Source organism: Streptomyces ficellus (assembly GCF_030406405.1).
GTDB lineage: Bacteria > Actinomycetota > Actinomycetes > Streptomycetales > Streptomycetaceae > Streptomyces > Streptomyces ficellus_B.
The window spans coordinates 1-20,521 of sequence record NZ_JAUEPL010000035.1 but is presented as its reverse complement, the minus strand read 5'-3'; the positions used below and the strand labels follow the sequence as shown (position 1 = coordinate 20,521).

18 protein-coding genes and 2 pseudogenes are annotated in these 20,521 nt (G+C 70.8%); 3 read left to right on the top strand and 17 right to left on the bottom strand.

Annotation, left to right across the window (positions count from 1 at the left end):
* Positions 1–163: 163 nt before the first annotated feature.
* Positions 164–1,948, top strand: a complete 1,785-nt coding sequence (gene gcl, locus QWM81_RS21450; protein WP_290113825.1) for a glyoxylate carboligase — start codon at positions 164–166, stop codon at positions 1,946–1,948.
* A 138-nt stretch (positions 1,949–2,086) separates the two neighbouring features.
* On the opposite strand, the gene QWM81_RS21445 is transcribed toward gcl, so the two are convergent.
* Entirely contained in the window at positions 2,087–2,983 is an 897-nt protein-coding gene (locus QWM81_RS21445; protein WP_290113824.1) for a peptidoglycan recognition protein family protein, read from the bottom strand.
* A 133-nt stretch (positions 2,984–3,116) separates the two neighbouring features.
* Here QWM81_RS21445 and QWM81_RS21440 point away from each other — a divergent pair, with 133 nt between their 5' ends.
* Positions 3,117–3,278 carry a hypothetical protein gene (locus QWM81_RS21440; RefSeq protein WP_290113823.1) on the top strand — a complete coding sequence of 54 codons (162 nt, stop codon included), beginning with the start codon at positions 3,117–3,119 and terminating at the stop codon, positions 3,276–3,278.
* Between the two features lie 445 nt (positions 3,279–3,723).
* Here the strand turns inward: QWM81_RS21440 and QWM81_RS21435 are convergent, their stop codons facing one another.
* The 16 genes and pseudogenes from QWM81_RS21435 to QWM81_RS21360 form a co-directional block, all read right to left on the bottom strand.
* Positions 3,724–5,181: a catalase gene (locus QWM81_RS21435; protein WP_290113821.1), complete on the bottom strand. Its 1,458-nt coding sequence runs from the start codon at positions 5,179–5,181 to the stop codon at positions 3,724–3,726.
* Positions 5,182–5,361: 180 nt separating this feature from the next.
* On the bottom strand, positions 5,362–6,252 hold the full coding sequence (locus QWM81_RS21430; RefSeq protein ID WP_290113818.1) for a 2-hydroxy-3-oxopropionate reductase: 891 nt from the start codon (positions 6,250–6,252) through the stop codon (positions 5,362–5,364).
* A gap of 34 nt (positions 6,253–6,286) precedes the next feature.
* Entirely contained in the window at positions 6,287–7,144 is an 858-nt protein-coding gene (locus QWM81_RS21425; protein ID WP_290113816.1) for a TIM barrel protein, read from the bottom strand.
* Between the two features lie 167 nt (positions 7,145–7,311).
* Entirely contained in the window at positions 7,312–8,169 is an 858-nt protein-coding gene (locus tag QWM81_RS21420; RefSeq protein WP_290113814.1) for a hypothetical protein, read from the bottom strand.
* 38 nt (positions 8,170–8,207) lie between these two features.
* Positions 8,208–8,741: an Rv1363c family protein gene (locus tag QWM81_RS21415; protein ID WP_290113811.1), complete on the bottom strand. Its 534-nt coding sequence runs from the start codon at positions 8,739–8,741 to the stop codon at positions 8,208–8,210.
* A 26-nt stretch (positions 8,742–8,767) separates the two neighbouring features.
* Positions 8,768–10,051: an MCE family protein gene (locus QWM81_RS21410; RefSeq protein ID WP_290113809.1), complete on the bottom strand. Its 1,284-nt coding sequence runs from the start codon at positions 10,049–10,051 to the stop codon at positions 8,768–8,770.
* Complete coding sequence (locus tag QWM81_RS21405) at positions 10,048–11,358, bottom strand: MCE family protein (RefSeq protein WP_290113807.1); 1,311 nt, start codon at positions 11,356–11,358, stop codon at positions 10,048–10,050. Before QWM81_RS21405 ends, QWM81_RS21410 begins: the two co-directional genes overlap by 4 nt.
* Positions 11,355–12,494, bottom strand: coding sequence for an MCE family protein (locus QWM81_RS21400; RefSeq protein ID WP_290113805.1), 1,140 nt, complete (start codon positions 12,492–12,494; stop codon positions 11,355–11,357). The genes QWM81_RS21405 and QWM81_RS21400 overlap by 4 nt, the downstream gene beginning before the upstream one ends.
* Positions 12,491–13,471: an MCE family protein gene (locus tag QWM81_RS21395; RefSeq protein WP_290113889.1), complete on the bottom strand. Its 981-nt coding sequence runs from the start codon at positions 13,469–13,471 to the stop codon at positions 12,491–12,493. The genes QWM81_RS21400 and QWM81_RS21395 overlap by 4 nt, the downstream gene beginning before the upstream one ends.
* Before the next feature lie 8 nt (positions 13,472–13,479).
* Positions 13,480–14,517 carry an MCE family protein gene (locus QWM81_RS21390; RefSeq protein ID WP_290113803.1) on the bottom strand — a complete coding sequence of 346 codons (1,038 nt, stop codon included), beginning with the start codon at positions 14,515–14,517 and terminating at the stop codon, positions 13,480–13,482.
* On the bottom strand, positions 14,514–15,758 hold the full coding sequence (locus QWM81_RS21385; RefSeq protein WP_290113802.1) for an MCE family protein: 1,245 nt from the start codon (positions 15,756–15,758) through the stop codon (positions 14,514–14,516). The genes QWM81_RS21390 and QWM81_RS21385 overlap by 4 nt, the downstream gene beginning before the upstream one ends.
* A 6-nt stretch (positions 15,759–15,764) precedes the next feature.
* Positions 15,765–16,571 carry an MlaE family ABC transporter permease gene (locus QWM81_RS21380; protein WP_290113801.1) on the bottom strand — a complete coding sequence of 269 codons (807 nt, stop codon included), beginning with the start codon at positions 16,569–16,571 and terminating at the stop codon, positions 15,765–15,767.
* Positions 16,572–16,573: 2 nt separating this feature from the next.
* Positions 16,574–17,344 (bottom strand): MlaE family ABC transporter permease, encoded by a 771-nt coding sequence (locus QWM81_RS21375; RefSeq protein WP_290113800.1) that lies wholly within the window; start codon positions 17,342–17,344, stop codon positions 16,574–16,576.
* Positions 17,341–18,252, bottom strand: coding sequence for an ABC transporter ATP-binding protein (locus QWM81_RS21370; RefSeq protein WP_290113887.1), 912 nt, complete (start codon positions 18,250–18,252; stop codon positions 17,341–17,343). Before QWM81_RS21370 ends, QWM81_RS21375 begins: the two co-directional genes overlap by 4 nt.
* Before the next feature lie 196 nt (positions 18,253–18,448).
* On the bottom strand, positions 18,449–19,531 hold the full coding sequence (locus tag QWM81_RS21365) for an RNA polymerase sigma factor (protein ID WP_290113799.1): 1,083 nt from the start codon (positions 19,529–19,531) through the stop codon (positions 18,449–18,451).
* A gap of 53 nt (positions 19,532–19,584) precedes the next feature.
* Positions 19,585–20,394, bottom strand: a pseudogene (locus QWM81_RS21360) (lytic transglycosylase domain-containing protein); the annotation flags it as partial.
* A 1-nt stretch (position 20,395) separates the two neighbouring features.
* On the opposite strand from QWM81_RS21360, the pseudogene QWM81_RS21355 reads away from it, so the two are divergent.
* Positions 20,396–20,521, top strand: a pseudogene (locus QWM81_RS21355) (glycoside hydrolase family 48 protein); the annotation flags it as partial.

Here is a 20,521-nt window from a genome sequence, read left to right as displayed (position 1 = left end):
CACGCGCGAGCGCTTGGGGAGGGTGTTCGGCCATCCCTTGACTGGATCGGCGACGCCACCTAGATTACTTCCATATAGCAGAACTACACTTCCGCATTACGGAATCGAAGCTCTCAGGTGGCGCGACAGAGCCCGAATCCGCCGGCCGAAGCAGGAGCACTCCATGCCTCGTATGACCGCCGCTCGCGCGGCAGTTGAGATTCTCAAGCGCGAAGGCGTCACCAATGCGTTCGGTGTGCCGGGCGCGGCGATCAACCCCTTCTACAAGGCCCTCAAGGAGGGCGGCGGGATCAGTCACACCCTCGCCCGCCACGTCGAGGGCGCGTCCCACATGGCCGAGGGCTACACCCGCGCCAAGGCCGGCAACATCGGTGTCTGCATCGGCACCTCCGGCCCGGCCGGCACCGACATGATCACCGGCCTGTACTCCGCGATCGCGGACTCGATCCCGATCCTCTGCATCACCGGCCAGGCCCCGGTCTCGAAGCTCCACAAGGAGGACTTCCAGGCCGTCGACATCGCGTCGATCGCCAAGCCGGTCACCAAGGCCGCGACGACCGTCCTGGAGGCCGCGCAGGTCCCGGGCGTCTTCCAGCAGGCCTTCCACCTGATGCGCTCCGGCCGTCCCGGCCCGGTCCTCATCGACCTCCCGATCGACGTCCAGCAGACCGAGATCGACTTCGACCCGGAGACGTACGAGCCGCTGCCGGTCTACAAGCCGCAGGCCACTCGCGCCCAGGCCGAGAAGGCCATCCGGTTCCTGCTGGAGTCCGAGCGCCCGCTGATCGTCGCCGGTGGCGGCATCATCAACGCCGACGCCTCCGACCTGCTGGTCGAGTTCGCGGAGCTGACCGGCGTCCCGGTCATCTCCACCCTGATGGGCTGGGGCACCATCCCCGACGACCACGAGCTGAGCGCCGGCATGGTCGGCGTCCAGACCTCGCACCGCTACGGCAACGAGACCTTCCTGGCGTCGGACTTCGTCCTCGGCATCGGCAACCGCTGGGCCAACCGCCACACCGGCTACAACCTGGACGCTTACACCAAGGGCCGGAAGTTCGTCCACGTCGACGTCGAGCCCACCCAGCTCGGCAAGATCTTCGCCCCGGACTACGGCATCGCCTCCGACGCCAAGGTCGCGCTCGAGCTGTTCATCGAGGTGGCGAAGGAGCTCAAGGCTTCGGGAGAGCTGCCGGACTTCAGCGCGTGGGCCGCCTCCGCCCAGGAGCGCAAGGCCACCCTCCAGCGCCGCACGCACTTCGACAACATCCCGATGAAGCCGCAGCGCGTGTACGAGGAGATGAACAAGGCCTTCGGCCCGGAGACGCGTTACGTCACCACCATCGGCCTCTCCCAGATCGCCGCCGCGCAGTTCCTGCACGTCTACCGGCCGCGTCACTGGATCAACTGCGGCCAGGCCGGCCCGCTCGGCTGGACCATTCCGGCCGCGATCGGTGCCGCCGTCGCGGACCCGGAGACCCCGATCGTCGCGCTCTCGGGCGACTACGACTTCCAGTTCATGATCGAGGAGCTGGCGGTCGCCGCCCAGCACAAGGTCCCCTACGTCCACGTCCTGGTGAACAACGCCTACCTGGGCCTGATCCGTCAGGCGCAGGCCGGCCTGGAGATCAACTTCCAGGTCAACCTGGAGTTCGAGAACATCAACACCCCGGAACTGGGCGTCTACGGCGTCGACCACGTCAAGGTCGCCGAGGGCCTGGGCGTCAAGGCGATCCGGGTCACCGACCCGAACGAGCTGGGCGCCGCCCTGGAGGAGGCGAAGAAGCTCGCCGCCGAGTACAGCGTCCCGGTGGTCGTCGAGGCCATCCTGGAGCGCGTCACCAACATCTCGATGAGCAAGACGGTCGACATGAGCAACGTCACCGAGTTCGAGGAGCTCGCCACCGAGCCGGGCCACGCCCCGACGGCGATCCGCCCGCTGGTCTGATCCCCACCGGTCCGAGTCCCACCACGCGAATCGGCCCCCGCCCGGAACCATCGGGCGGGGGCCGATCCCTGTCCGCGGTGGGCTCAGGGCTCAGGCTCAGAGCTAGGGGCTCAGGGCTAGGGGCTGGGGGCTCAGCGCTCAGGCGGACCAGCGCAGGGCGCGCAGGACGCGCCAGTCGACCTTGGCGGCGCGGTCGGCCAGGATCTCCACCCGTAGTACCTCATTGGTGTCCAGGACGCCGTTGCGTGTGACGGCGACGTTCAGCACGCCGTCCGCCCCGATCACGCCGCAGTCGATGGGCAGGTCGAGGGAGCGGTGCTTGGTGGTGAGGTGGTAGTCCTGGAACCGCATTCTGATACGGGTACCGGCCTGGCCCTTGACCGTGGCGTACGCGGTGGCGGAGTAGGCGCACGGGCCCTGGAGCAGCGCGGCGTCGTTGGCCATGGCCAGCTGCTTGTACTTGCCCGCCTCCAGGACGGGGCCGCCCGCCTGGGTCTCGTTGATGACGCTCGGCATGGGGTCCTCCTGTAACTGACCGCTCGCCCGGGCGACGATCCCCGGGAAGACGACGTTGTGGAACTGCCGCACCCGGGCGTCACCGGGGCAGGCCGTACCGCCGCCCGACCACGCAGCGTGCAGCCGGTGGTAGCCGTAGCCGGGGTCGGACGCGCTGCGGCAGACCCGCAGCGGGATGCCGTGCCGCTGGTGCAGCCACACCCCGAGCCCGATCAGCTTCTCGACCTGCTGGTCGGTCCAGGCGTCGGTGTGCTGGTAATTGGACGCCGTCTCGATGGACACCGCGCCCGTGCCGTCCGGGCGGCGGTTGGCCTGGTAGTTGGCGTCCGCACGGGTCTCGGTGCCGATGTACTGGGCGAGGTCACCGGCGTACCCCAGCCCGAAGTGGCTCTCCAGGTTCGTCGAGTCACGCCAGTACTCGTACATCCGGCGCGCGGTCCAGGGAGCGGCGATGCTGTGCAGGATGAACTGGGTGGGCCGGATCGCCGGCTGACCGTCCGACTCGGGCTGTAACTCCATACGTGTCGCAGCGGGATACCACGCCATGGGCTCCCCTTCCGGGCTGTCAGGTGCACGTTCAGCCAGGTGATACCCGCCCCCCGTAATCGCCACCCATGCTTGGCACCCGGCGTATCGGGGGTACCCGCCTGTCATGGCAGACGTAGTGGACGCTGACGAACTGCTCCGCCGCATCCGGGTGGCCCGCGACTGGGCCCGCCAGGAGGAGGAGCACGCACCGGACGAGACGACGGCGACGGCCTACAAGGCGGTGAGGCAGACCCTGGACAAACTGATCGCCCCGGCCTCCGGCTAAGAGCGCAGGCCGTGGCGCGTCGCAGGGCGGGTCGGCCCCGCGGTGTCGCCGGGCCCGAGTGCCGCCGGCCGGAGTGCCACGGCGCCGCATTCGCGGCAGACAGAAGAGCGCGGCGTTCGGGACCGTAAACCGAACGCCGCGCTGGCTGTGGAGTTGTAGCCGTCCGACGGTGCGAGGCTGGCGCGACAGGACGTTCGCGCCGCCGGACGGGGCTTGCGGGGGGAGGTGTCGGGACCGCGGCGGCGGCGTCGGGGCGCCCGGTCGTCCTTCCCTCAGGTCGAGAAGGGGGCCGGGGCTCCTTACCACCGCACTGGCACGCGCGCCGCCGCGGTCCTCACGCTGTCCGTACCGCCGGCCACCCCTCATCCGGGCCCGCGGTGCGGACTGCGTACGGCTGCCGACCTCCCGTCGGTGGCCGTACGCGGTCTGGGTACCGCCGTGGTGCTCAGTCCTCGCGCAGGGCGCGGACCGCTTCCTCGACGCGCTTGCCGTAGTCCGGGTCGGCGGCGTGGAAGTGCGCGATGTTCTTCTCGATGACGTCCTCGCGGGACACCTGGGACAGGCCGCCCGCGATGTTGGCGACGAGGCGGGACTTCTCCTCCTCCGACATCAGCCGGTACAGCTCGCCCGCCTGGAAGAAGTCGTCGTCCTTCACGTGCGCCGGGGCCGCGTGGGTGCCCGTGTGGCCGTGGACGGCCAGCGGGGCGGAGAGCGGCTGGTCGGTCTGGGCCGGGCCGGCGTAGGAGTTGGGCTCGTAGTTCTTGTCGTGGCGCGAGCCGTTGCGGGTGGCCATGAAGCCGTCACGGCCGTAGTTGTCGGCCACGGTCGCCTTCGGGGCGTTCACCGGCAGCTGGGTGTGGTTGACGCCGAGGCGGTAGCGGTGGGCGTCCGCGTAGGCGAAGAGGCGGCCCTGGAGCATCTTGTCCGGGGACGGGCCGATGCCGGGCACGAAGTTGTTCGGCGAGAACGCGGCCTGCTCGACCTCGGCGAAGACGTTGTCCGGGTTGCGGTCCAGGACCATGCGGCCGACGCGCTGGAGCGGGTAGTCGGCGTGCGGCCAGACCTTCGTCAGGTCGAACGGGTTGAAGCGGTAGCTCGCCGCCTCGGCCGCCGGCATGATCTGCACGTACAGCGTCCAGGACGGGTTCACACCCCGCTCGATGGCCTGGAGCAGGTCGGTCTGGTGCGAGTTGGCGTCCTTGCCGACCACCTCGGCGGCCTGCTCGGACGACAGGCAGCGGATGCCCTGGTTCGTCTTGAAGTGGTACTTGACGAAGAAGGCCTCGCCCTCGGCGTTCGTCCACTGGTAGGTGTGCGAGCCGTAGCCGTTCATGTGGCGGTACGAGGCGGGGATGCCGCGGTCGCCCATCAGCCAGGTGATCTGGTGCGTCGCCTCCGGGGAGTGCGCCCAGAAGTCCCAGACGTTGTCCGGCTCCTGCTTGCCCGTGAACGGGTCACGCTTCTGGGAGTGGATGAAGTCGGGGAACTTGATGGGGTCCTTGATGAAGAACACCGGGGTGTTGTTGCCGACGAGGTCGTAGTTGCCCTCTTCGGTGTAGAACTTGACCGCGAAGCCGCGCGGGTCGCGCACCGCGTCCGCGCCGCCCAGCGAGTCGGCGACGGTGGAGAAGCGGATGAACAGGTCCGTGCGCTTGCCGACCTGGTTCAGGAAGTTGGCCTTGGTGTAGGCGGTGACGTCGTCGGTGACCTCGAAGTAGCCGTACGCACCGGAACCGCGGGCGTGCACCACGCGCTCCGGGATGCGCTCACGGTTGAAGCGGGCGAGCTTCTCCAGCAGGTGCTGGTCCTGGAGCAGAAGCGGGCCACCGACGCCGGCGGTGGCGGAGTTCTGATTGTCGGCGACAGGGGCGCCGGACTCGGTCGTAAGCACGCGCTTCGACATCGTGACCTTCCGATACGTACGGGAGCTGCTGGCGGTGCGAGGAGCGTAAGTACGCCCCCGAGCTCACGTCAACAGTTTGTTGAAACTGAAGAGAGGTATTCCGGACGGCGCCGGCGCCTGGGCGCGACAGGACAGGTGTCAGCGACGGCGCCGCCCGGAAGTCTGGCGGAGTCGGAAGACTCAGACCTGCGCGCCGGAGAGGCGCTCGACGGCGCGCAGCAGCGCCGAGTGGTCCAGGCCGCCGTCGCCCTGCGCGCGCAGGGAGGCGACCAGCTGGGCGACCACGGCACCGACCGGGAGGGCCGCGCCGACATTGCGGGCGGCGTCGGTCACGATGCCCATGTCCTTGTGGTGCAGGTCGATCCGGAAGCCGGGGGCGAAGTCGCGGTTGAGGAAGTTGTCCTTCTTGCGGGTCAGCACGGTCGAGCCGGCCAGGCCGCCGTTGAGGACGTCCAGCGCCGCCCTGAGGTCCACGCCGGACTTCTCCAGGAAGACCACGGCCTCGGCGCACGCCTGGATGTTCACCGCGACGATCAGCTGGTTGGCGGCCTTCACCGTCTGGCCGGAGCCGTGCGGGCCGCACAGGACGATGGTCTTGCCCAGCGCCTCGAAGATCGGCTTGGCCTGGTCGAAGTCGGCCTGCTCGCCACCGACCATGATCGACAGTACGGCCTCGATCGCACCGGCCTCGCCACCGGACACCGGGGCGTCCAGCACCCGGATGCCCTTCTCCTTCGCGTTCTTCGCCAGGTCGACGGAGGTCTGCGGGGTGATCGAGGACATGTCGATCAGCAGTGCGTCCCGCTTGGCGTTCTCAAGGATGCCCTCGGGGCCGTACGCAATGGCCTCGACCTGGGGCGACGCGGGGACCATGGTGATGATCACGTCCGCGTCGGCGACCGCCTCGGCGATCGACTTCGCGGCCGTGCCGCCGGCCTTGGCCAGCCGGTCCAGCTTGTCCTGCTCCAGCGTGAAGCCGGTGACCTGGTAGCCGGCCTTCAGCAGGTTCTCCGACATGGGCGAGCCCATGATGCCGAGACCGATCCACGCGACCTTGGGGAGCGTGCTCATGAGGGTACCTCTCTCAAAACTGTTGTACGTGAAGTCAGTTGGCCGCGCGCTGCGGCCGGGGGAGCCACTCGAAGCTCTCCGCGCTCGGGCGGTCGCCGGCCTTGTACTCCAGGCCGACCCAGCCGTCGTAACCGGCCTTCCTCAGGCGGTCGAGCAGGTCGGCGAGGTCGAGGTCGCCGGTGCCCGGCGCGCCACGGCCCGGGTTGTCGGCGATCTGGACGTGACCGGTCTTGGCGGTGTAGTTGTCGATGACCTCGTGCAGGTCCTCGCCGTTCATCGACAGGTGGTACAGGTCCAGCAGGAACTTGGCGTTGCCCAGACCCGTGGCCGCGTTCACCTTGTCGACGACCTCGATGGCGGCCGGGGCGCTCACCAGCGGGTAGCGCGGCGACTCCGGCTTGTTGAGGGCCTCGATCAGCAGGATCGCGCCGATCCGGTCCGCCGCGCGGGCGGCCAGGACCAGGTTCTCCAGCGCGAGCTCGTCCTGGGCGGCCGGGTCGACGCCGTCGACGCGGTTGCCGTACAGGGCGTTGAGCGCCTTGCAGCCGACGGAGGCGGCGAAGTCCGCGGCCACGTCGATGTTGGCGCGGAAGCGGTCCGACTCCTCACCGGGGACGGACAGGGCGCCGCGGTCCGGGCCGGGCAGCTGTCCGGCGTAGAAGTTCAGGCCGACCAGCTGGGTGCCGGCGTCGTCCAGAGCCTTTTTGAGGGCGTCGAGCTCGCTCTGGTCGGGCGTCGGCGTCTCGATCCAGGGCCACCACAGCTCGACCGCCGTGAAGCCCGCCGCGGCGGCGGCCGCGGGGCGCTCCAGGAGCGGGAGTTCCGTGAAGAGGATCGACAGGTTCACATTGAAGCGCTGGTCCGTGACTGCGCCTTCTGAGAAGCGGGCCATGAGGGGCGGCGCTCCTTCCGTATTGCGGAAGTTTGTTTCTGCTTAACGGAAGATTGCCTGGAGTGGGGGATCGCTGTCAAGAGCGGCCCACAAAAAGGCGCCTCCCGGGGGAGGGCCCGGGAGGCGGTTGTGGGTGCTTATGGGGTCTGTGGGGGCGTGTGACAGCGTTACAGGGCGTCGACGGCGCTCACTTTCCAGCCGTCCGAGGTGAGCGTCAGGGTCATGCGCACCCGGTTCAGGTCGACGCGCGGGCCCGAGACCTGGGTGCTGGTGGTGACCTGATTGACGAAGAGCAGCACGACGGCCCGGTTCGGCGAGGCCGACACCACCGAGACCGCCGGATCGCCGCCGCCCGGCGGCTTCACCACCGTCGCCTTGACCACGCCCTGGTACTTACGGGCGGTCGGCGCCACCACGCTCGTGGTCGTCCTGCGGTACTCGTCCCGGAACGACCCCGTCAGATGCGCCCGCGCCGCCGCGAAATCCCGGTCCAGACGCCGGTAGTCGTACGACAGGACCACCGGCGCCGCCTTCCGGGCGGCCTCGGCCGCCTGCGCCCGTGCCCGGTCGGCGGCGCGCCCGTCCCGGTACTGCTGTGCCAGCACCACGACCGCGACTAGCCCCAGCACCGCCACGAGGGCCAGCACGGCGCTCAGCACCACACGGCGGCGCGAGCGTGACGGCCCGGAGCCGGCAGTTTCCCGCGCGGCGGCGCCGGAGTCGTCGGTGGCTCCGGCAGCCCCGTCGGCGCCGGAATCACCGTCGGCGGGGTCGCGCGGGCCGTCGGCGTCGGTGGCCGGGTTCCGCGAGCCGGGCGCCGCACCGTCCGGGTCCTCCCAGTCCGGCGCCTCCCAGTCCGGCTCCGCCGCCTTCGTGCGGGGCGCCGGCTCCTCCGCGCGCAGGGTGCGCCCCGCCACCACGTCGGCGCCGCGCTCGGAGCGCTTGGCGGCCGCGCGGGCCGCGGCGGTCAGGGAGCGGCGGGCGGGTGAGCCGGCGCCGCGGCCCCGGGTACTCGTGTTCGGCACAGCGTTTCTCCTTATCAGCCGACGAGCCAGCCGACGATTCAGCCGACGAACTCGACGTTGGACGTCAGCCAGCGGCCTTCCTCGCGTACGAGATCGAGCTGAAGCCGGTAGGTACGGGCCTGCCCCTGCGGGGCGGCGGTGTTGGTGACCTTGCTGTCGGCGACCACCAGGACCCGCGCCGACCGCTCGTCGGCGCGGGTGATCCCCGCCTCCAGCACCTGGCCCTCGGAGACGGACTTGTTCGCGGCCACCAGCTTCGTCAGCTCCGCGGTCTGCGCCGAGAACTGCTCCTTGAAGTCGCCGGTGGCGCCCTTCAGCACGTTCGCGCTGTCCCGCTCGTAATGCCGGTAGTCGAGCGAGGTGAAGTTGAGCGCCGACTGCCGGGCCGCCGCCAGGATGTCCTGGCGCCGCTGCTCCTCGGCCCGCTGCCGGTACACCTCGACGCTCAGCCAGCCGGACAGCGCCGTCACCACGACGGTCGCCACCGCGAGCGTCGCGGGCAGCGCCCTGCCCCGCCTGGCGGCTCGCACCAGCCCGGCGCCGAGCCGGCGCAACGGCCGTATCACGGGCATGAGCGCACCCCTTCTCCTGTCGGCACTCATGCCATCGGTCCGACGAGCAGCCATTGCCACGAGTCCTTTCCGAACACACTCTGTTCGCCGCCCGTCGAGCCGATCTCGACGAGCGCTCCGCCCGGCCCGGCCGCCGTGCCGGTCTCCGGGTCGTACGGGGTGACGAACGCGGCCGCGTCCGCCGTGCCGCCGCCCCCGGAACGGCCGGACGGGCCGGGGGCGTTCTGCGCGCCGCGTACGGAGGTGGGGCCGCCGCGCGGGGCGGTGCAGCGCGCGGCGGTGTTGGCCGGCCGCTCGCTGGTGTCCGCCGGGTCGCGGCGCTGCGTCCCGTACCCCTGCCGGCACGCCGGCGGCTTGTCGGCCTCCGCGACCAGCCCGAAGTGGGTGGTGCCGTCGCCGGGGATCACGGTGTAGCTGCCCGCCACCACCACCGGGAAGGTGACCAGTGCCTGTTCGACCCCCGGCAGCCGGGCCACCGTGACCTGGCCGCCGCTGATCAGATTGCCCAGGAGCACCGGCACATGGGGCCGGGTGGAGGTCAGCAGCGAGTTCACCTCCTGCGCGGCGGGCGCCCCGGCGCCGATCAGCCTGCGGAGGTCACCGTCACTGGACTTCAGCTCGGCGGTGAGGGCCGCCAGGTCCTTGGAGAACGACGCGATGGCCGAGCCCTTGTCGGCCTGGGTCTTCAGGACCGTCCGCGAGTCCTCGATCAGCGAGATCGTCTGCGGCAGCGACTCGGACGCCGACTCCACCAGGGCGTTGCCCGAGTCCACCAGCCGGCTCAGCTCCGGGCCCGTGCCGGCGAAGGCCTTGCCCAGCTCGTCGACCGTGATGCGCAGGTCGTCCTTGCCGACGGAGTTGACCAGCCGGTCCAGGCTGAGGATCAGGTCCGTGGCCGGCAGCGGCACCCGGGTGTCGCTACGGGCGATGGTGCTGCCGTCCCGCAGATACGGTCCACCGGAGCCGCGCGGCTGGAGATCGACATACTGCTCACCGACCGCCGACCGGTTCGCCACCACCGCCAGCGTGTCCGCCGGGATGCGCTCCCCGTCCTCGATGTCCAGGACCACCCTCACCCCCTCGCCGCCGGACAGCCGCAGCTCACCGACCCGGCCCACCGGCACCCCGCGGTAGGTGACCTCGGCGCCCTGGAAGACGCCCCCGGAGTCGGCGAAGTCGGCGTTCACGGTGTAGCCGCGGTCCAGGAGGAGATCGGCCAGGCCCGTGTACTGGACGCCGACGTAGGACACGCCCACGGCGGTCACGGTGGCGAAGGCGAGCAGCTGCGCCTTGACCGTACGGGTGATCACAGCAGCATCCCCTTCAGCATCAGCTCCGCGAGGGAGAGGTCGACCCCGGGCGGGAGGCCGTCACCGCCCCCGGCGGAGGTGTGGGCGACGGTGCACACCGGCGGGCAGAGCGGACCGCTGCCGCCCGAGGAGCCCGGCGGGGGAGGCGCCGGTGCCGGTGCGCCCGGCGCCTCCGGCAGCGCGGGCGGCTTGGGCACGGTCGGTACGCCGGGAACGTCGGGCAGCTTGGGCGTGTCCGGGAGCCCTGGTGTGCCGGGGAGTTCCGGCACGCCGGGGAGGCCCGGTTCGCCGGGCTTGGCCGGCTCGTCGCGGAGGTTGCCGTAGATGCTCGCCAGATCCAGATCGGCGGTGATCTTCAGATTGACGTAGTCGCCCTTGATCGCGCCCACCACGTTGCGCGGGAACGGATACGTCGTCATCAGCTCCAGGGCGTTGGGCAGATCGTCGCCCGCCTTGTTCAGCTGCTCCAGGATCGGCCGCAGGCTACGCAGATTGGCGACCACGTCGTCACGCGAGGCGTTGATCACTTTCGTACCGCTCGTACCGAGCGCCGACAGGGACGTGAGCATCGCCGTCAGCTTGCGCCGCTGGTCGGCCAGCACCTTCAGGGCGGGCGGCACGGTGTCGACGGCCGTGGCGATCGTCTTCTTCTCCGCCGCGAGCCGCTTGGACAGCCGGTCGATGCCGTTGAGGGCGCGGACGATCTCCGCGCGCTGGGTGTCCAGTCCGCCGATGAAGGTGTCCAGCTCGCCCAGCAGCGACTTCACGCGGTTCTCCCGGCCCTCCAGGGCCTTGTTGAGCTCCGTGGTGATGGTCTTGAGCTGGGCGACCCCGCCGCCGTTGAGCAACGCGGACAGCGCGGACAGCACCTCCTCGATCTCCGGGTTGCGGCCGGAGCGCGCCAGCGGGATGCGCGCCCCGTCCTTCAGCCGCCCGGCCGGCGCCACGTCCACGGGCGCCGACAGGGCCACGTACTTCTCGCCGAGCATGCTGGTCTGGCGCAGCTCGGCGATCGCGTTGCCCGGCAGCTTCACCGAGTCGTCGATCCGCAGCCGCACCCGGGCGTGCCAGCCGTTCAGCTCCACCTTCTCGACCGAGCCCACGGTCACGTTGTTCACCTTCACCGCGGACTGCGGTACCAGGTCCAGGACGTCCCGGAAGTCGACCGTCACCCGGTAGGCGTCGCGGTCCGCGGCCGCGCCGCCCGGCAGCTGGACGTCGTACAGCCCGTTGAAGCCGCAGCCCGAGAGCAGCAGCGAACCGGCGGCCGCCCACACCACCACCACACGCGTACGTGGCCCGCTCATGCGTCCGCCTCCAGGATTCCGCCCAGCGTCCGGTCGACCGGCCCGGTCCCGGCGACCGGCGCCGCCCCGGGCGCGCCCAGCTTCGGCAGGGAGTCGAACAGTTTCCTCAGCTCCTCGCAGTCCGCGGCCTTCGCCTCGCCCGTCGTACTGAGCAGTGAGCACAGCAGCGAGGCGGGGTCCTGCGCGTGGTCGGGGTTGTTGCGGGTGTCGAGCGTCCCCGAGGACGGGTTGTAGGCGTTCTGGAGGTTCGACAGCCCGGTCGGCGCCACCTCCAGCACCTCCGCCAGCGCGGCGCGCTGGGTCACCAGCACCTTGGTGACCTTGCTCAGCCCCTCGACGTTCGACGTCAGGGACTTCTTGTTCTTCCGTACGAACTCCGACACATCGGCCAGTGCCACGCCCAGGTGCCGCAGCGCCGCCGCGAGGTCCTTGCGTTCCCCGGCGAGCTGGCCGGCCACCTTCGCCAGGCTGTCGTTGAAGGACCGGACGCTCTTGTCGTCGGCGGCCAGCGCCGCCGTGAACACCTGGAGGTTACGCACGGTGGAGAACAGGTCCTGGCGGCCGTCGGACAGCGTCGTCACGGCCAGCGACAGGTCCTCGACCGTCTGGTGCAGCTGCGCGCCCTGCCCTTCCAGGTTGTCCGCGCTCACGCCCAGCAGCCGGGACAGCGAGCCGTCCTTGTTGGCACCGCGCGGGCCCAGCGCCTCGGCCGTCGTGTGCAGGCTGTCGAAGACGCGGTCCAGCTCGACGGGCACGGCCGTGCGCCGCTCGGGGATGACGTCCCCGTCGCGCATCGCCGGGCCGCCCCGGTAGACCGGCAGCAGCTGTACGTAACGGTCGCTGACGACCGACGAGTTGATGATCGCCGCATTGGCCTGGGCGGGAACCTTCCGCTCGGCGTCGTACCGCAGAACCACGCGCACGCGCTCGCCCTGCGGGGTGATCTCCTCGACCTCCCCGATCCGTACGCCCAGCACCCGTACGTCGGAGCCGGGGTAGATGCCCACCGTCCGGGGGAAGTACGCCGTGACGCGGACCGGGTCGGACTGCGGCCACAGCGCCACGGCGCCCGCGGCGACGACCGCGAGCGCGACGACCGAGGCCACCAGCCGGCGCGTCACCCGGGGTTTCTTCATGACGTACCTCCCGTGCGCGGGACCACCGGAGCGGCGACCATGTTCTGGATGTAGCTGTCGAACCAGCGGCCGTTGCCGAGGGTGTTGGTGAAGACCCGGACGTAAGGCGCCATCAGCTTGATGGAGCGGTCCAGGCTCGCCTGGTTGCGTTCGAGCATCGCCACCACCTGGTTCAGGCCCTTGAGCGCCGGGCCGATCTCCTTCTCGTTGTCCTTCACCAGGCCGGACAGCTGGATGCCGAGTGCGGCGGAGGTCTTGAGCAGGGCGTGGATCGCCGCCCGCCGGTGGGAGATCTCCGTGAACAGCTTGTCGCCGTCCTTGACCAGCGCCTGGAACTCGCCCGAGCGCTCGGCCAGCACGCCGCTGACGCCCTTCGCGTGGCTCAGCAGCTCCCGCAGCGCCTCGTCGCGGGAGGCGACCGTGCGGGAGATCCTCGACAGGCCCTGGATGGAGGCCCGTACCTCGGCGGGAGAGTCCTTGAAGGTGGTGGAGATGGTGTCGAGGGCGGCCGCCAGCTGCTCGGTGTCGACCTGTTCCGTCGTGGTGGTCAGGTCGCTGAAGGCCGTCACGACGTCGTACGCGGGTGTCGTCCGGTTCAGCGGGATCTCGCTGCCCGGCTCCAACTGCCCCGGCCCCTTGGGCTCCAGTGCCAGGTACTTGGCGCCCAGGATCGTCTTGATGCGGATGGCCGCGCCCGTCTTGGACCCGAACGCCGGATCGCCCTTGACCCGGAAGACCACCTTGACGTGGTCCCCGGCCAGGTCCACCTCGTCGACCTTGCCGACCTTCACCCCGGCGATCCGCACCTCGTCGCCGGGCTTGAGCCCGCCCGCCTCGGAGAACGCGGCGCTGTACGTGTCGCCGTCGCCGATCAGCGGCAGGCTGTCGGCGTTGAACGCGGCGGCCGTCAGCAGCGCGAGCGCGGTGATGCCGACGGCGCCGATGGTGACGGGGTTGCGGTCACGGAAGGGGATCATGCGGGTCTTCATGCACACCTCGCCCGGGCGACGTGGAGCTCGGGGGTGAGGACTTCCCTGGTCTTCGGCAGCACGATCCGGCCGTCGAAGTCGCAGAGGTAGAAGTTGAACCAGGAGCCGTACGAGGCGGTCCGCGTCAACTTGTTGAGCTTGTTCGGCAGCCGCTTCAGCACGCCCTCCACGGTTTTCTCGTTCTCGTTCAGCGTTCCGGTCAGCTCGGTCAGCTCGGCGATGTCGGCCTTCAGCGGCGGCCGGGCGTCCTCCAGCAGGCCCGAGGTGGCCGCCGTCAGGTTGCCGATGTTCACCAGTGACTCCCCGATGGGTTTGCGGTCGGCCGACAGGCCCGAGATCACCCGCTGGAGCTGCTGGATCAGCCCCGAGAAGCGGGCGCCGCGCTTGTCCAGCGTCGCCAGCACCGTGTTCAGGTTGTCGATCACCGAGCCGATGAGCTGGTCACGGTCGGCGAGCGTGGTCGTCAGCGACGCCGTGTGCGCCAGGAGGCTGTTCACCGTGCCGCCCTCGCCCTGGAGCGTCTTGATGATCTCGGTGGCGAGCTGGTTGACGTCCTTCGGGCTGAGCGCGGCGAACAGCGGCTTGAACCCGTTCAGCAACGCGTTCAGGTCCAGCGCCGGCTGGGTGCGCGACAGGGGGATCGTGCCGCCCGGGGGCAGCCTGGTGCCATCGCCCGCGCCTTCCGTCAGCGCGATGTAGCGCTGGCCGACCAGGCTGCGGTAGCGGATGACGGCGCCGGTGGTGGCGAGCAGCGGACGGTCGCGGCTGACGGTGAAGGTGACCTCGGCCAGCGTCCGGTCCTTGATGGCGATGTGCTCCACCTCGCCGACCCGCACGCCCGCCACCCGGATATCGTCGCCCTCCTCCAGGCTGGTGACATCGCTGAACACGGCCTTGTAGGTGTCCTCGGGGGTGAACGAGATGCTGACGATGGTCGCCGCGAGCAGGGTGGTGGCGAGGATCGTCACCACCGCGAAGAGGCTGAACTTGGCCAGCGGCGCCGCGGTGCTCCGGGCGCTCCGCACACGGCTCATGCGACGCTCACCGCCGTCCCGCGGGCCATCGGGCCGAACAGCAGCGTCGCCACCGCCGGTACCTCATCGGCCGGCACGCCCATGACGGGCGCGACGAGCGAGCCCACGGCGCGCTGCTCGGCCGCCGTCGCGGAGGACTGGTGGGCCGCCGGCTGCCCGGGCACCACGTCGCGCGTGCCGTCGTTCAGCTTGGTGTGGCCCGCCGGGACGCCGGGGTGGGGCAGCCCTCTGCAGTTCGGGCCCGACCGCTCCCCGTAGCGCGGTTCCTCGCCCGGCTGGTAGGCGGGGCGGGGGCGGACGTTTTCCAGGGTGATGCGCATCTTTCCGCCTCTGAAGGTCTCTTCCGCCGCTTTCTCCTGCCTCACCAGACCTTCGAGCAGACACGGGTACTCCGGCGCGTACCGGGCGAACAGCGCCAGCGTGGGGCGGGAGACGCGGCCCAGGGTGATGAGCCGTTCGCCGTTCTCGGCCAGGAACCCGTCCGCGGTGTCCGCGACGGTGGCCGTGGAGGTGAACAGGGCGGCCAATTGGTCCTGCTTCTCGACGATGGTGCGGCTGGTGGTGATGGTGTTGCGCAGAATCCTCATCAAGTCGGGGGCGGCGTCCCCGTACACCTCGGCCACATCGGCGAACCGCGAGATGTTCTCCTTGATGGACGGCATGTGGGGGTTGAGCTTGCTCAGATAGTCCTCGACGCGGACGAGGTTGTCGCCGATCCGGTCGCCGCGGCCCTCCAGGGCGGTGGCGAACGCGGAGAGGGTGGCGTTGAGTTCGGCGGGCTTCACGGTGCGCAGCAGCGGCAGCAGGTCGTTCATCAGCTGCTGAACCTCCATGCCGACCGTGGTGCGGTCCTGGGTGATGACGTCCCCGGCGCGGATGTGCCGCGCCGACGACCCGGCGGGCGCGACGAGGTCCACGTACTTCTCGCCGAACAGCGTCTTGGGCAGCAGCCGGGCCCGCACGTCGGCCGGGATGTGCGAGACGTGCTCCGGGTTGAGCGCGATGTCGAGCGTCGCCTTCTCGCCGTCCGCCCGCACCGTGCGCACCTCGCCCACCAGCAGCCCGCGCAGCTTGACGTCGGCGCGCGGCTCCAGCTGGTTGCCGAGCGTGCCGGCCTCCAGCGTGATCCGTACGACGGGGGTGAACACCTGCTGGTAGACGGCGACGGACAGCGACAGCAGCAGGGCGAGGACGGCGATGAAGACCACCCCGTACAGCCGCAGTTTCACAGGCATGCGCATCGGCCCCTACCCCGCAATCCGTACGGTCGTGCTGGCGCCCCAGATCGCCAGGCTGAGGAAGAAGTCCAGGACGTTGATGGAGACGATCGAGGTCCGCACGGCACGGCCCACCGCGACCCCGACGCCCGCCGGGCCGCCGCTCGCGTAGTAGCCGTAGTAGCAGTGCACCAGGATGATCACGATCGCGAAGACGATCACCTTGCCGAACGACCACAGCACGTCCACCGGCGGCAGGTACTGCTGGAAGTAGTGGTCGTAGGTGCCCGCCGACTGCCCGTAGTAGCCGGTGGTGATGGTCCGGGCGGCGAAGTACGAGGACAGCAGCCCCACCACGTACAGCGGGATCACCGCCACGAAACCGGCGATCATCCGGGTGGTGACCAGGAACGGCAGCGACGGGACACCCATGACCTCCAGGGCGTCGGTCTCCTCGCTGATCCGCATCGCGCCGAGCTGCGCCGTGAACCCGGCCCCGACCGTCGCGGACAGCGCGAGCCCGGCCACCAGGGGCGCGATCTCGCGGGTGTTGAAGTACGCGGAGAGGAACGCGACGAAGTTCGACGTACCGAGCTGGTTGAGCGCCGCGTACCCCTGGAGGCCGACCTCCGTGCCGGTGAAGAACGACAGGAACGCGATCACCCCGACCGTGCCGCCGACCACCGCGAGCGCGCCGCGGCCGAAGCTCACCTCGGCCAGCAGGCGGAGGGTCTCCTTCTTGTAGCGGCGCAGTGTGCGGCCGGTCCAGGCCAGCGAGCGGCCGTAGAAGACGAGTTGGGCGCCCAGCTCCTCCAGGCGCTGCAACAGGGCAGCCATGCTCAACCCTTCTGCGGAACGACTTGGAAGTACACGGCGGTCATCACGAAGTTCGTCACGAACAGCAACATGAAGGTGATCACCACGGACTGGTTCACGGCGTCGCCCACGCCCTTGGGCCCGCCCTTCGCCGTCAGCCCCTTGTACGAGGCGACGATCGCCGAGATCGCGCCGAAGACCAGGGCCTTCAGTTCCGCCGCCCACAGGTCGGAGAGCTGGGCCAGGGAGGTGAAGGAGGCGAGATACGCGCCGGGAGTGCCGTTCTGGAGCACGACGTTGAAGAAGTAACCACCGGCCACGCCCACCACCGAGACCAGCCCGTTCAGCAGCACGGCCACGACCATCGAGGCCAGGACCCTCGGCACGACCAGCCGGTGGATCGGGTCGATGCCCAGCACCTGCATCGCGTCGATCTCCTCGCGGATCTTGCGCGCCCCGAGGTCCGCGCAGATCGCGGTGCCGCCCGCGCCGGCGATCAGCAGCGCCGTCACGATCGGCGACGCCTCGCGCAGCACGGCCAGGACCGAGGCGGCGCCCGAGAACGACTGGGCGCCCAGCTGCCGGGTCAGGCTGCCGATCTGCAGGGCGATGACCGCGCCGAAGGGAATCGAGACCAGGGCGGTCGGCAGGATCGTGACGCTCGCGATGAACCACGCCTGCTGGATGAACTCGCGCACCTGGAAGGGCCGCCGGGGGAGCGTGCGCACCACGTCCAGGGCCATCGCGAACAGGCTGCCCGAGTGCCGCAGGGCGCCGATGGGGGAAAGGCTCATGCGTGCAGCTCCCTCTCGCGCTCGGCGATCGTCTGCCAGCGCGGCGGCCGGGTGATGCCGGAGCCGGGCAGGAGGCGGGGGGTCATGGCGGGAGCGGCGGCACTGTCGTCGATCTGGGCCAGTTCCTGCTCGACCTGGGCGGCGTCCTTCTCCTCCGCCATGCCGATGGGGCCCTGCATCCGGCCGTTGAGGAACTGGCGTACCACCGGCTCGTCGCTGGTCAGCAGCTTCTCCCGGGGCCCGAACATCACCAGCTCGCGGCGGAACAGCAGCCCGATGTTGTCCGGGACCTGGCGGGCCGAGGCGATGTCGTGGGTGACGATCAGGAAGGTCGCGTCGATCTGCGCGTTCAGATCCACGATGAGCTGGTTGAGGTACGCCACCCGCACCGGGTCCAGCCCCGAGTCCGGCTCGTCGAACAGGATGATCTCCGGGTCGAGGACCAGCGCCCGCGCCAGCCCGGCCCGTTTGCGCATTCCGCCGGATATCTCGCCGGGGAGCTTCTCCTCGGCGCCGATCAGGCCGACCATGTCCATCTTCTCCAGGACGATCTTCCTGACCTCGCTCTCCGGCTTGCGCGTGTGCTCGCGCAGCGGGAAGGCGATGTTGTCGTACAGGTTCATCGACCCGAACAGCGCGCCGTCCTGGAACAGGACGCCGAACAGCTTGCGCACCTCGTACAGGTCGTGCTCGCGCAGCCGGGTGATGTCCTGCCCCGCGATCCGGATCGAGCCGCGCTCCGGTTTGAGCAGCCCGACGAGCGTCTTGAGGAACACCGACTTGCCCGTGCCCGAAGGGCCGAGCATGACCGAGATCTCCCCGGCGGGCAGCGTCAGTGAGACGTCCTGCCAGATGACCTGGTGACCGAAGGACTTGGTCAGCCCTTCCACACAGATCTCGACACCCATCCGGTTCACCCTTCGGCCGTGGAGCAGCTCCGTCATCTGCTCTACGGGGAGGGGCGGGCCGTCCGTCGCGACGAGTCGAATTTTTTTACGGGCGCGGAACGGGCGGCGAACGGGAACGGAACAGGTCTGTGCGGGCCGCGGCCCCCGCACCCGGCGTACCGGCGGGGCGGCGGGCGGGGGGCCGGGGGCGCCGGCGTCAGGGCGTCGGGAGCGACGGGGCAGCCGAGGGAGCCGAAGGAGCCGCCGGGAGGGCGGTGCCAGGTACCGGTACGGACAGGGACGGCTTCGGCACAGGCGGAAGGCCGGGGACGTCCGCCACCTCGGGGACGTCCGGGACATCCGGCACGGTCAGCGGGGCCGAGGGGGCCGGGACGGGGAGGGGCGGGACCTCCGGGACGTCCGGGAGATCCGGGACCTCCGGGACTTCCGGAAGGGGCGGAGTGGGCAGCGGCAGGGGCAGGGGCAGCAGCGGCTTCGCCGAGCCGGTCGCGGCGGGCGCATCCCGCGTGACCGGGGCGGCAGGCCCGCCCGGGGTCGCCCGCGTGGGCGACGGCGACGGCACCGGGTGCGGCCGGCCGGCTGGGCGGACGTCCGCCGTCCCGGACGCCGCCCCCGGCGTCGCCCCCGAGGTCGCCGGGGCCGGGGCGGGCCGGTCCCACTCCTGCACGTGCGGCAGCACGAACCCCGCCACGGCGAGCGTGGCGGCCGTCGACGCCGCGGCCACCACCTGCGCGTTGCCGACCCCGCGGGGGCGGCCCCGCCCGCACAGCCACAGGACCAGCGCCAGCGTGCCCGCCAGCGAGTTGCGCAGCGTGCGCCGGGCCCGCGCCAGCAGCGACTCGACGGTCCGGTAGCTGAGCCCCATCTTGACGGCGACCTGCCCGACGTCGAGGTCCTCGGACTTCAGCCACAGCGCCTCCGCCTGCCGGGCGGGCAGCTCCCCGCTCCGCCGGGCCAGCCACGTGGCCTCGGCGCGGTCGCACACCACCTCGTCGACCGGCGCCGGGCCCGGCGCGATGAGGGTCGGGCTGCGGCGCACCTCCGCCTCGCGGTGGACCTGCCGGTACCGGTCGACGCACAGCCGCATGGTCACCGTCGTCAGCCAGGCGCCGAGCCGCTCGTCGTCGAGGTGCGGGTGCTCGGCGGCACGCAGCATGGCCTCGTGCACGGCGTCCTCGGCGTCCTCCACGCTCATGGATCTGCGGCGGGCCACTTTGAGCAGTTGCTCGCGGTGGCTCCACGCGCGCTGCCACCGGTCATGTGACATGTCCGTAGCCATGAGGGCCCCTTCGCGCTCACCGCCGGTCCCGAGCCGCCCGGCGGGACGCGACATTACCGCCCGGTATCCGGACTTGTGGAGGGGGCGGTGACCATCGAGTCCGTACCGTTGCCGAGCGGCGGACCAGGGAGGACGACATCAGGGCCCGGAATCGGAACAACGGGTTCCGCAGGTATGCCGGAACCGCCCGCCCCGTCCGACGGACGGGGCTCCGGCGGCTGCTTCGACGGCTTCGCCGGCGTGGACGGCGCGGGGGCGGGCGTGGACGGCGCCCCGGCCGGCTGACGGCCGGGCTCGGACGCGGTGGCCGAAGGCGAGGGTGAGGGCGAGGGCGAGGGCGCAGGACGTCGCGCCGGAGCGGAGGAGGGCTCGGCACCGAGGTCCGGCACCACCTGGTGCCCTTCGAGGAAGTAGGCGAACCAGGCCCTGACCGTACGCAGGTAGGCGGACGACTGGTTGTAGCCGAGGATCGCCCGGTCCAGGTCGTACGGATCGGACAGGTCCCGCCCGCCCGCGCACAGGTAGCGGCCCGCCGCGAGCGCCGCGTCATGGATGTTGCCCGGGTCGGAACGCCCGTCGCCGTTGCCGTCCGCGCCCCAGACGGCCCAGGTGGACGGGATGAACTGCATGGGTCCGACCGCCCGGTCGTACACCGTGTCCCCGTCGTACGCCCCCCCGTCCGTGTCCCTGATCAGGGCGAACCCGTTGCCGTCCAGCCGCGGCCCGAGGATCGGCGTCAGGGTCGTACCGTCCGCCCCCACCCGGCCGCCGCGCGCCTGCCCCGACTCCACCTGGCCGATCGCCGCCAGCAGCTGCCAGCGCAGCCCGCACCCGGGCGCACTGCGTGCCAGGTCCTCCTCCGCCCAGTCCGCCGAGGGCGCCATCGCGGGCGGCGCCACCAACAGCTGGCAGGGCCGGTACGCCACGCCCCCGGCCGGCACGCCGACCTTCCACGGCCTGTACTACGACGAGAAGCCGGTCTACCACGAC

Coding starts and splice junctions, on each gene's coding strand:
- gcl (WP_290113825.1), top strand. CDS start 164: ATGCCTCGTATGACCGCCGCTCGCGCGGCAGTTGAGATTCTCAAGCGC.
- QWM81_RS21445 (WP_290113824.1), bottom strand. CDS start 2,983: ATGGAGTTACAGCCCGAGTCGGACGGTCAGCCGGCGATCCGGCCCACC.
- QWM81_RS21440 (WP_290113823.1), top strand. CDS start 3,117: ATGGCAGACGTAGTGGACGCTGACGAACTGCTCCGCCGCATCCGGGTG.
- QWM81_RS21435 (WP_290113821.1), bottom strand. CDS start 5,181: ATGTCGAAGCGCGTGCTTACGACCGAGTCCGGCGCCCCTGTCGCCGAC.
- QWM81_RS21430 (WP_290113818.1), bottom strand. CDS start 6,252: ATGAGCACGCTCCCCAAGGTCGCGTGGATCGGTCTCGGCATCATGGGC.
- QWM81_RS21425 (WP_290113816.1), bottom strand. CDS start 7,144: ATGGCCCGCTTCTCAGAAGGCGCAGTCACGGACCAGCGCTTCAATGTG.
- QWM81_RS21415 (WP_290113811.1), bottom strand. CDS start 8,741: ATGCCCGTGATACGGCCGTTGCGCCGGCTCGGCGCCGGGCTGGTGCGA.
- QWM81_RS21405 (WP_290113807.1), bottom strand. CDS start 11,358: ATGAGCGGGCCACGTACGCGTGTGGTGGTGGTGTGGGCGGCCGCCGGT.
- QWM81_RS21400 (WP_290113805.1), bottom strand. CDS start 12,494: ATGAAGAAACCCCGGGTGACGCGCCGGCTGGTGGCCTCGGTCGTCGCG.
- QWM81_RS21395 (WP_290113889.1), bottom strand. CDS start 13,471: ATGATCCCCTTCCGTGACCGCAACCCCGTCACCATCGGCGCCGTCGGC.
- QWM81_RS21390 (WP_290113803.1), bottom strand. CDS start 14,517: ATGAGCCGTGTGCGGAGCGCCCGGAGCACCGCGGCGCCGCTGGCCAAG.
- QWM81_RS21385 (WP_290113802.1), bottom strand. CDS start 15,758: ATGCGCATGCCTGTGAAACTGCGGCTGTACGGGGTGGTCTTCATCGCC.
- QWM81_RS21380 (WP_290113801.1), bottom strand. CDS start 16,571: ATGGCTGCCCTGTTGCAGCGCCTGGAGGAGCTGGGCGCCCAACTCGTC.
- QWM81_RS21375 (WP_290113800.1), bottom strand. CDS start 17,344: ATGAGCCTTTCCCCCATCGGCGCCCTGCGGCACTCGGGCAGCCTGTTC.
- QWM81_RS21370 (WP_290113887.1), bottom strand. CDS start 18,252: ATGGGTGTCGAGATCTGTGTGGAAGGGCTGACCAAGTCCTTCGGTCAC.
- QWM81_RS21365 (WP_290113799.1), bottom strand. CDS start 19,531: ATGGCTACGGACATGTCACATGACCGGTGGCAGCGCGCGTGGAGCCAC.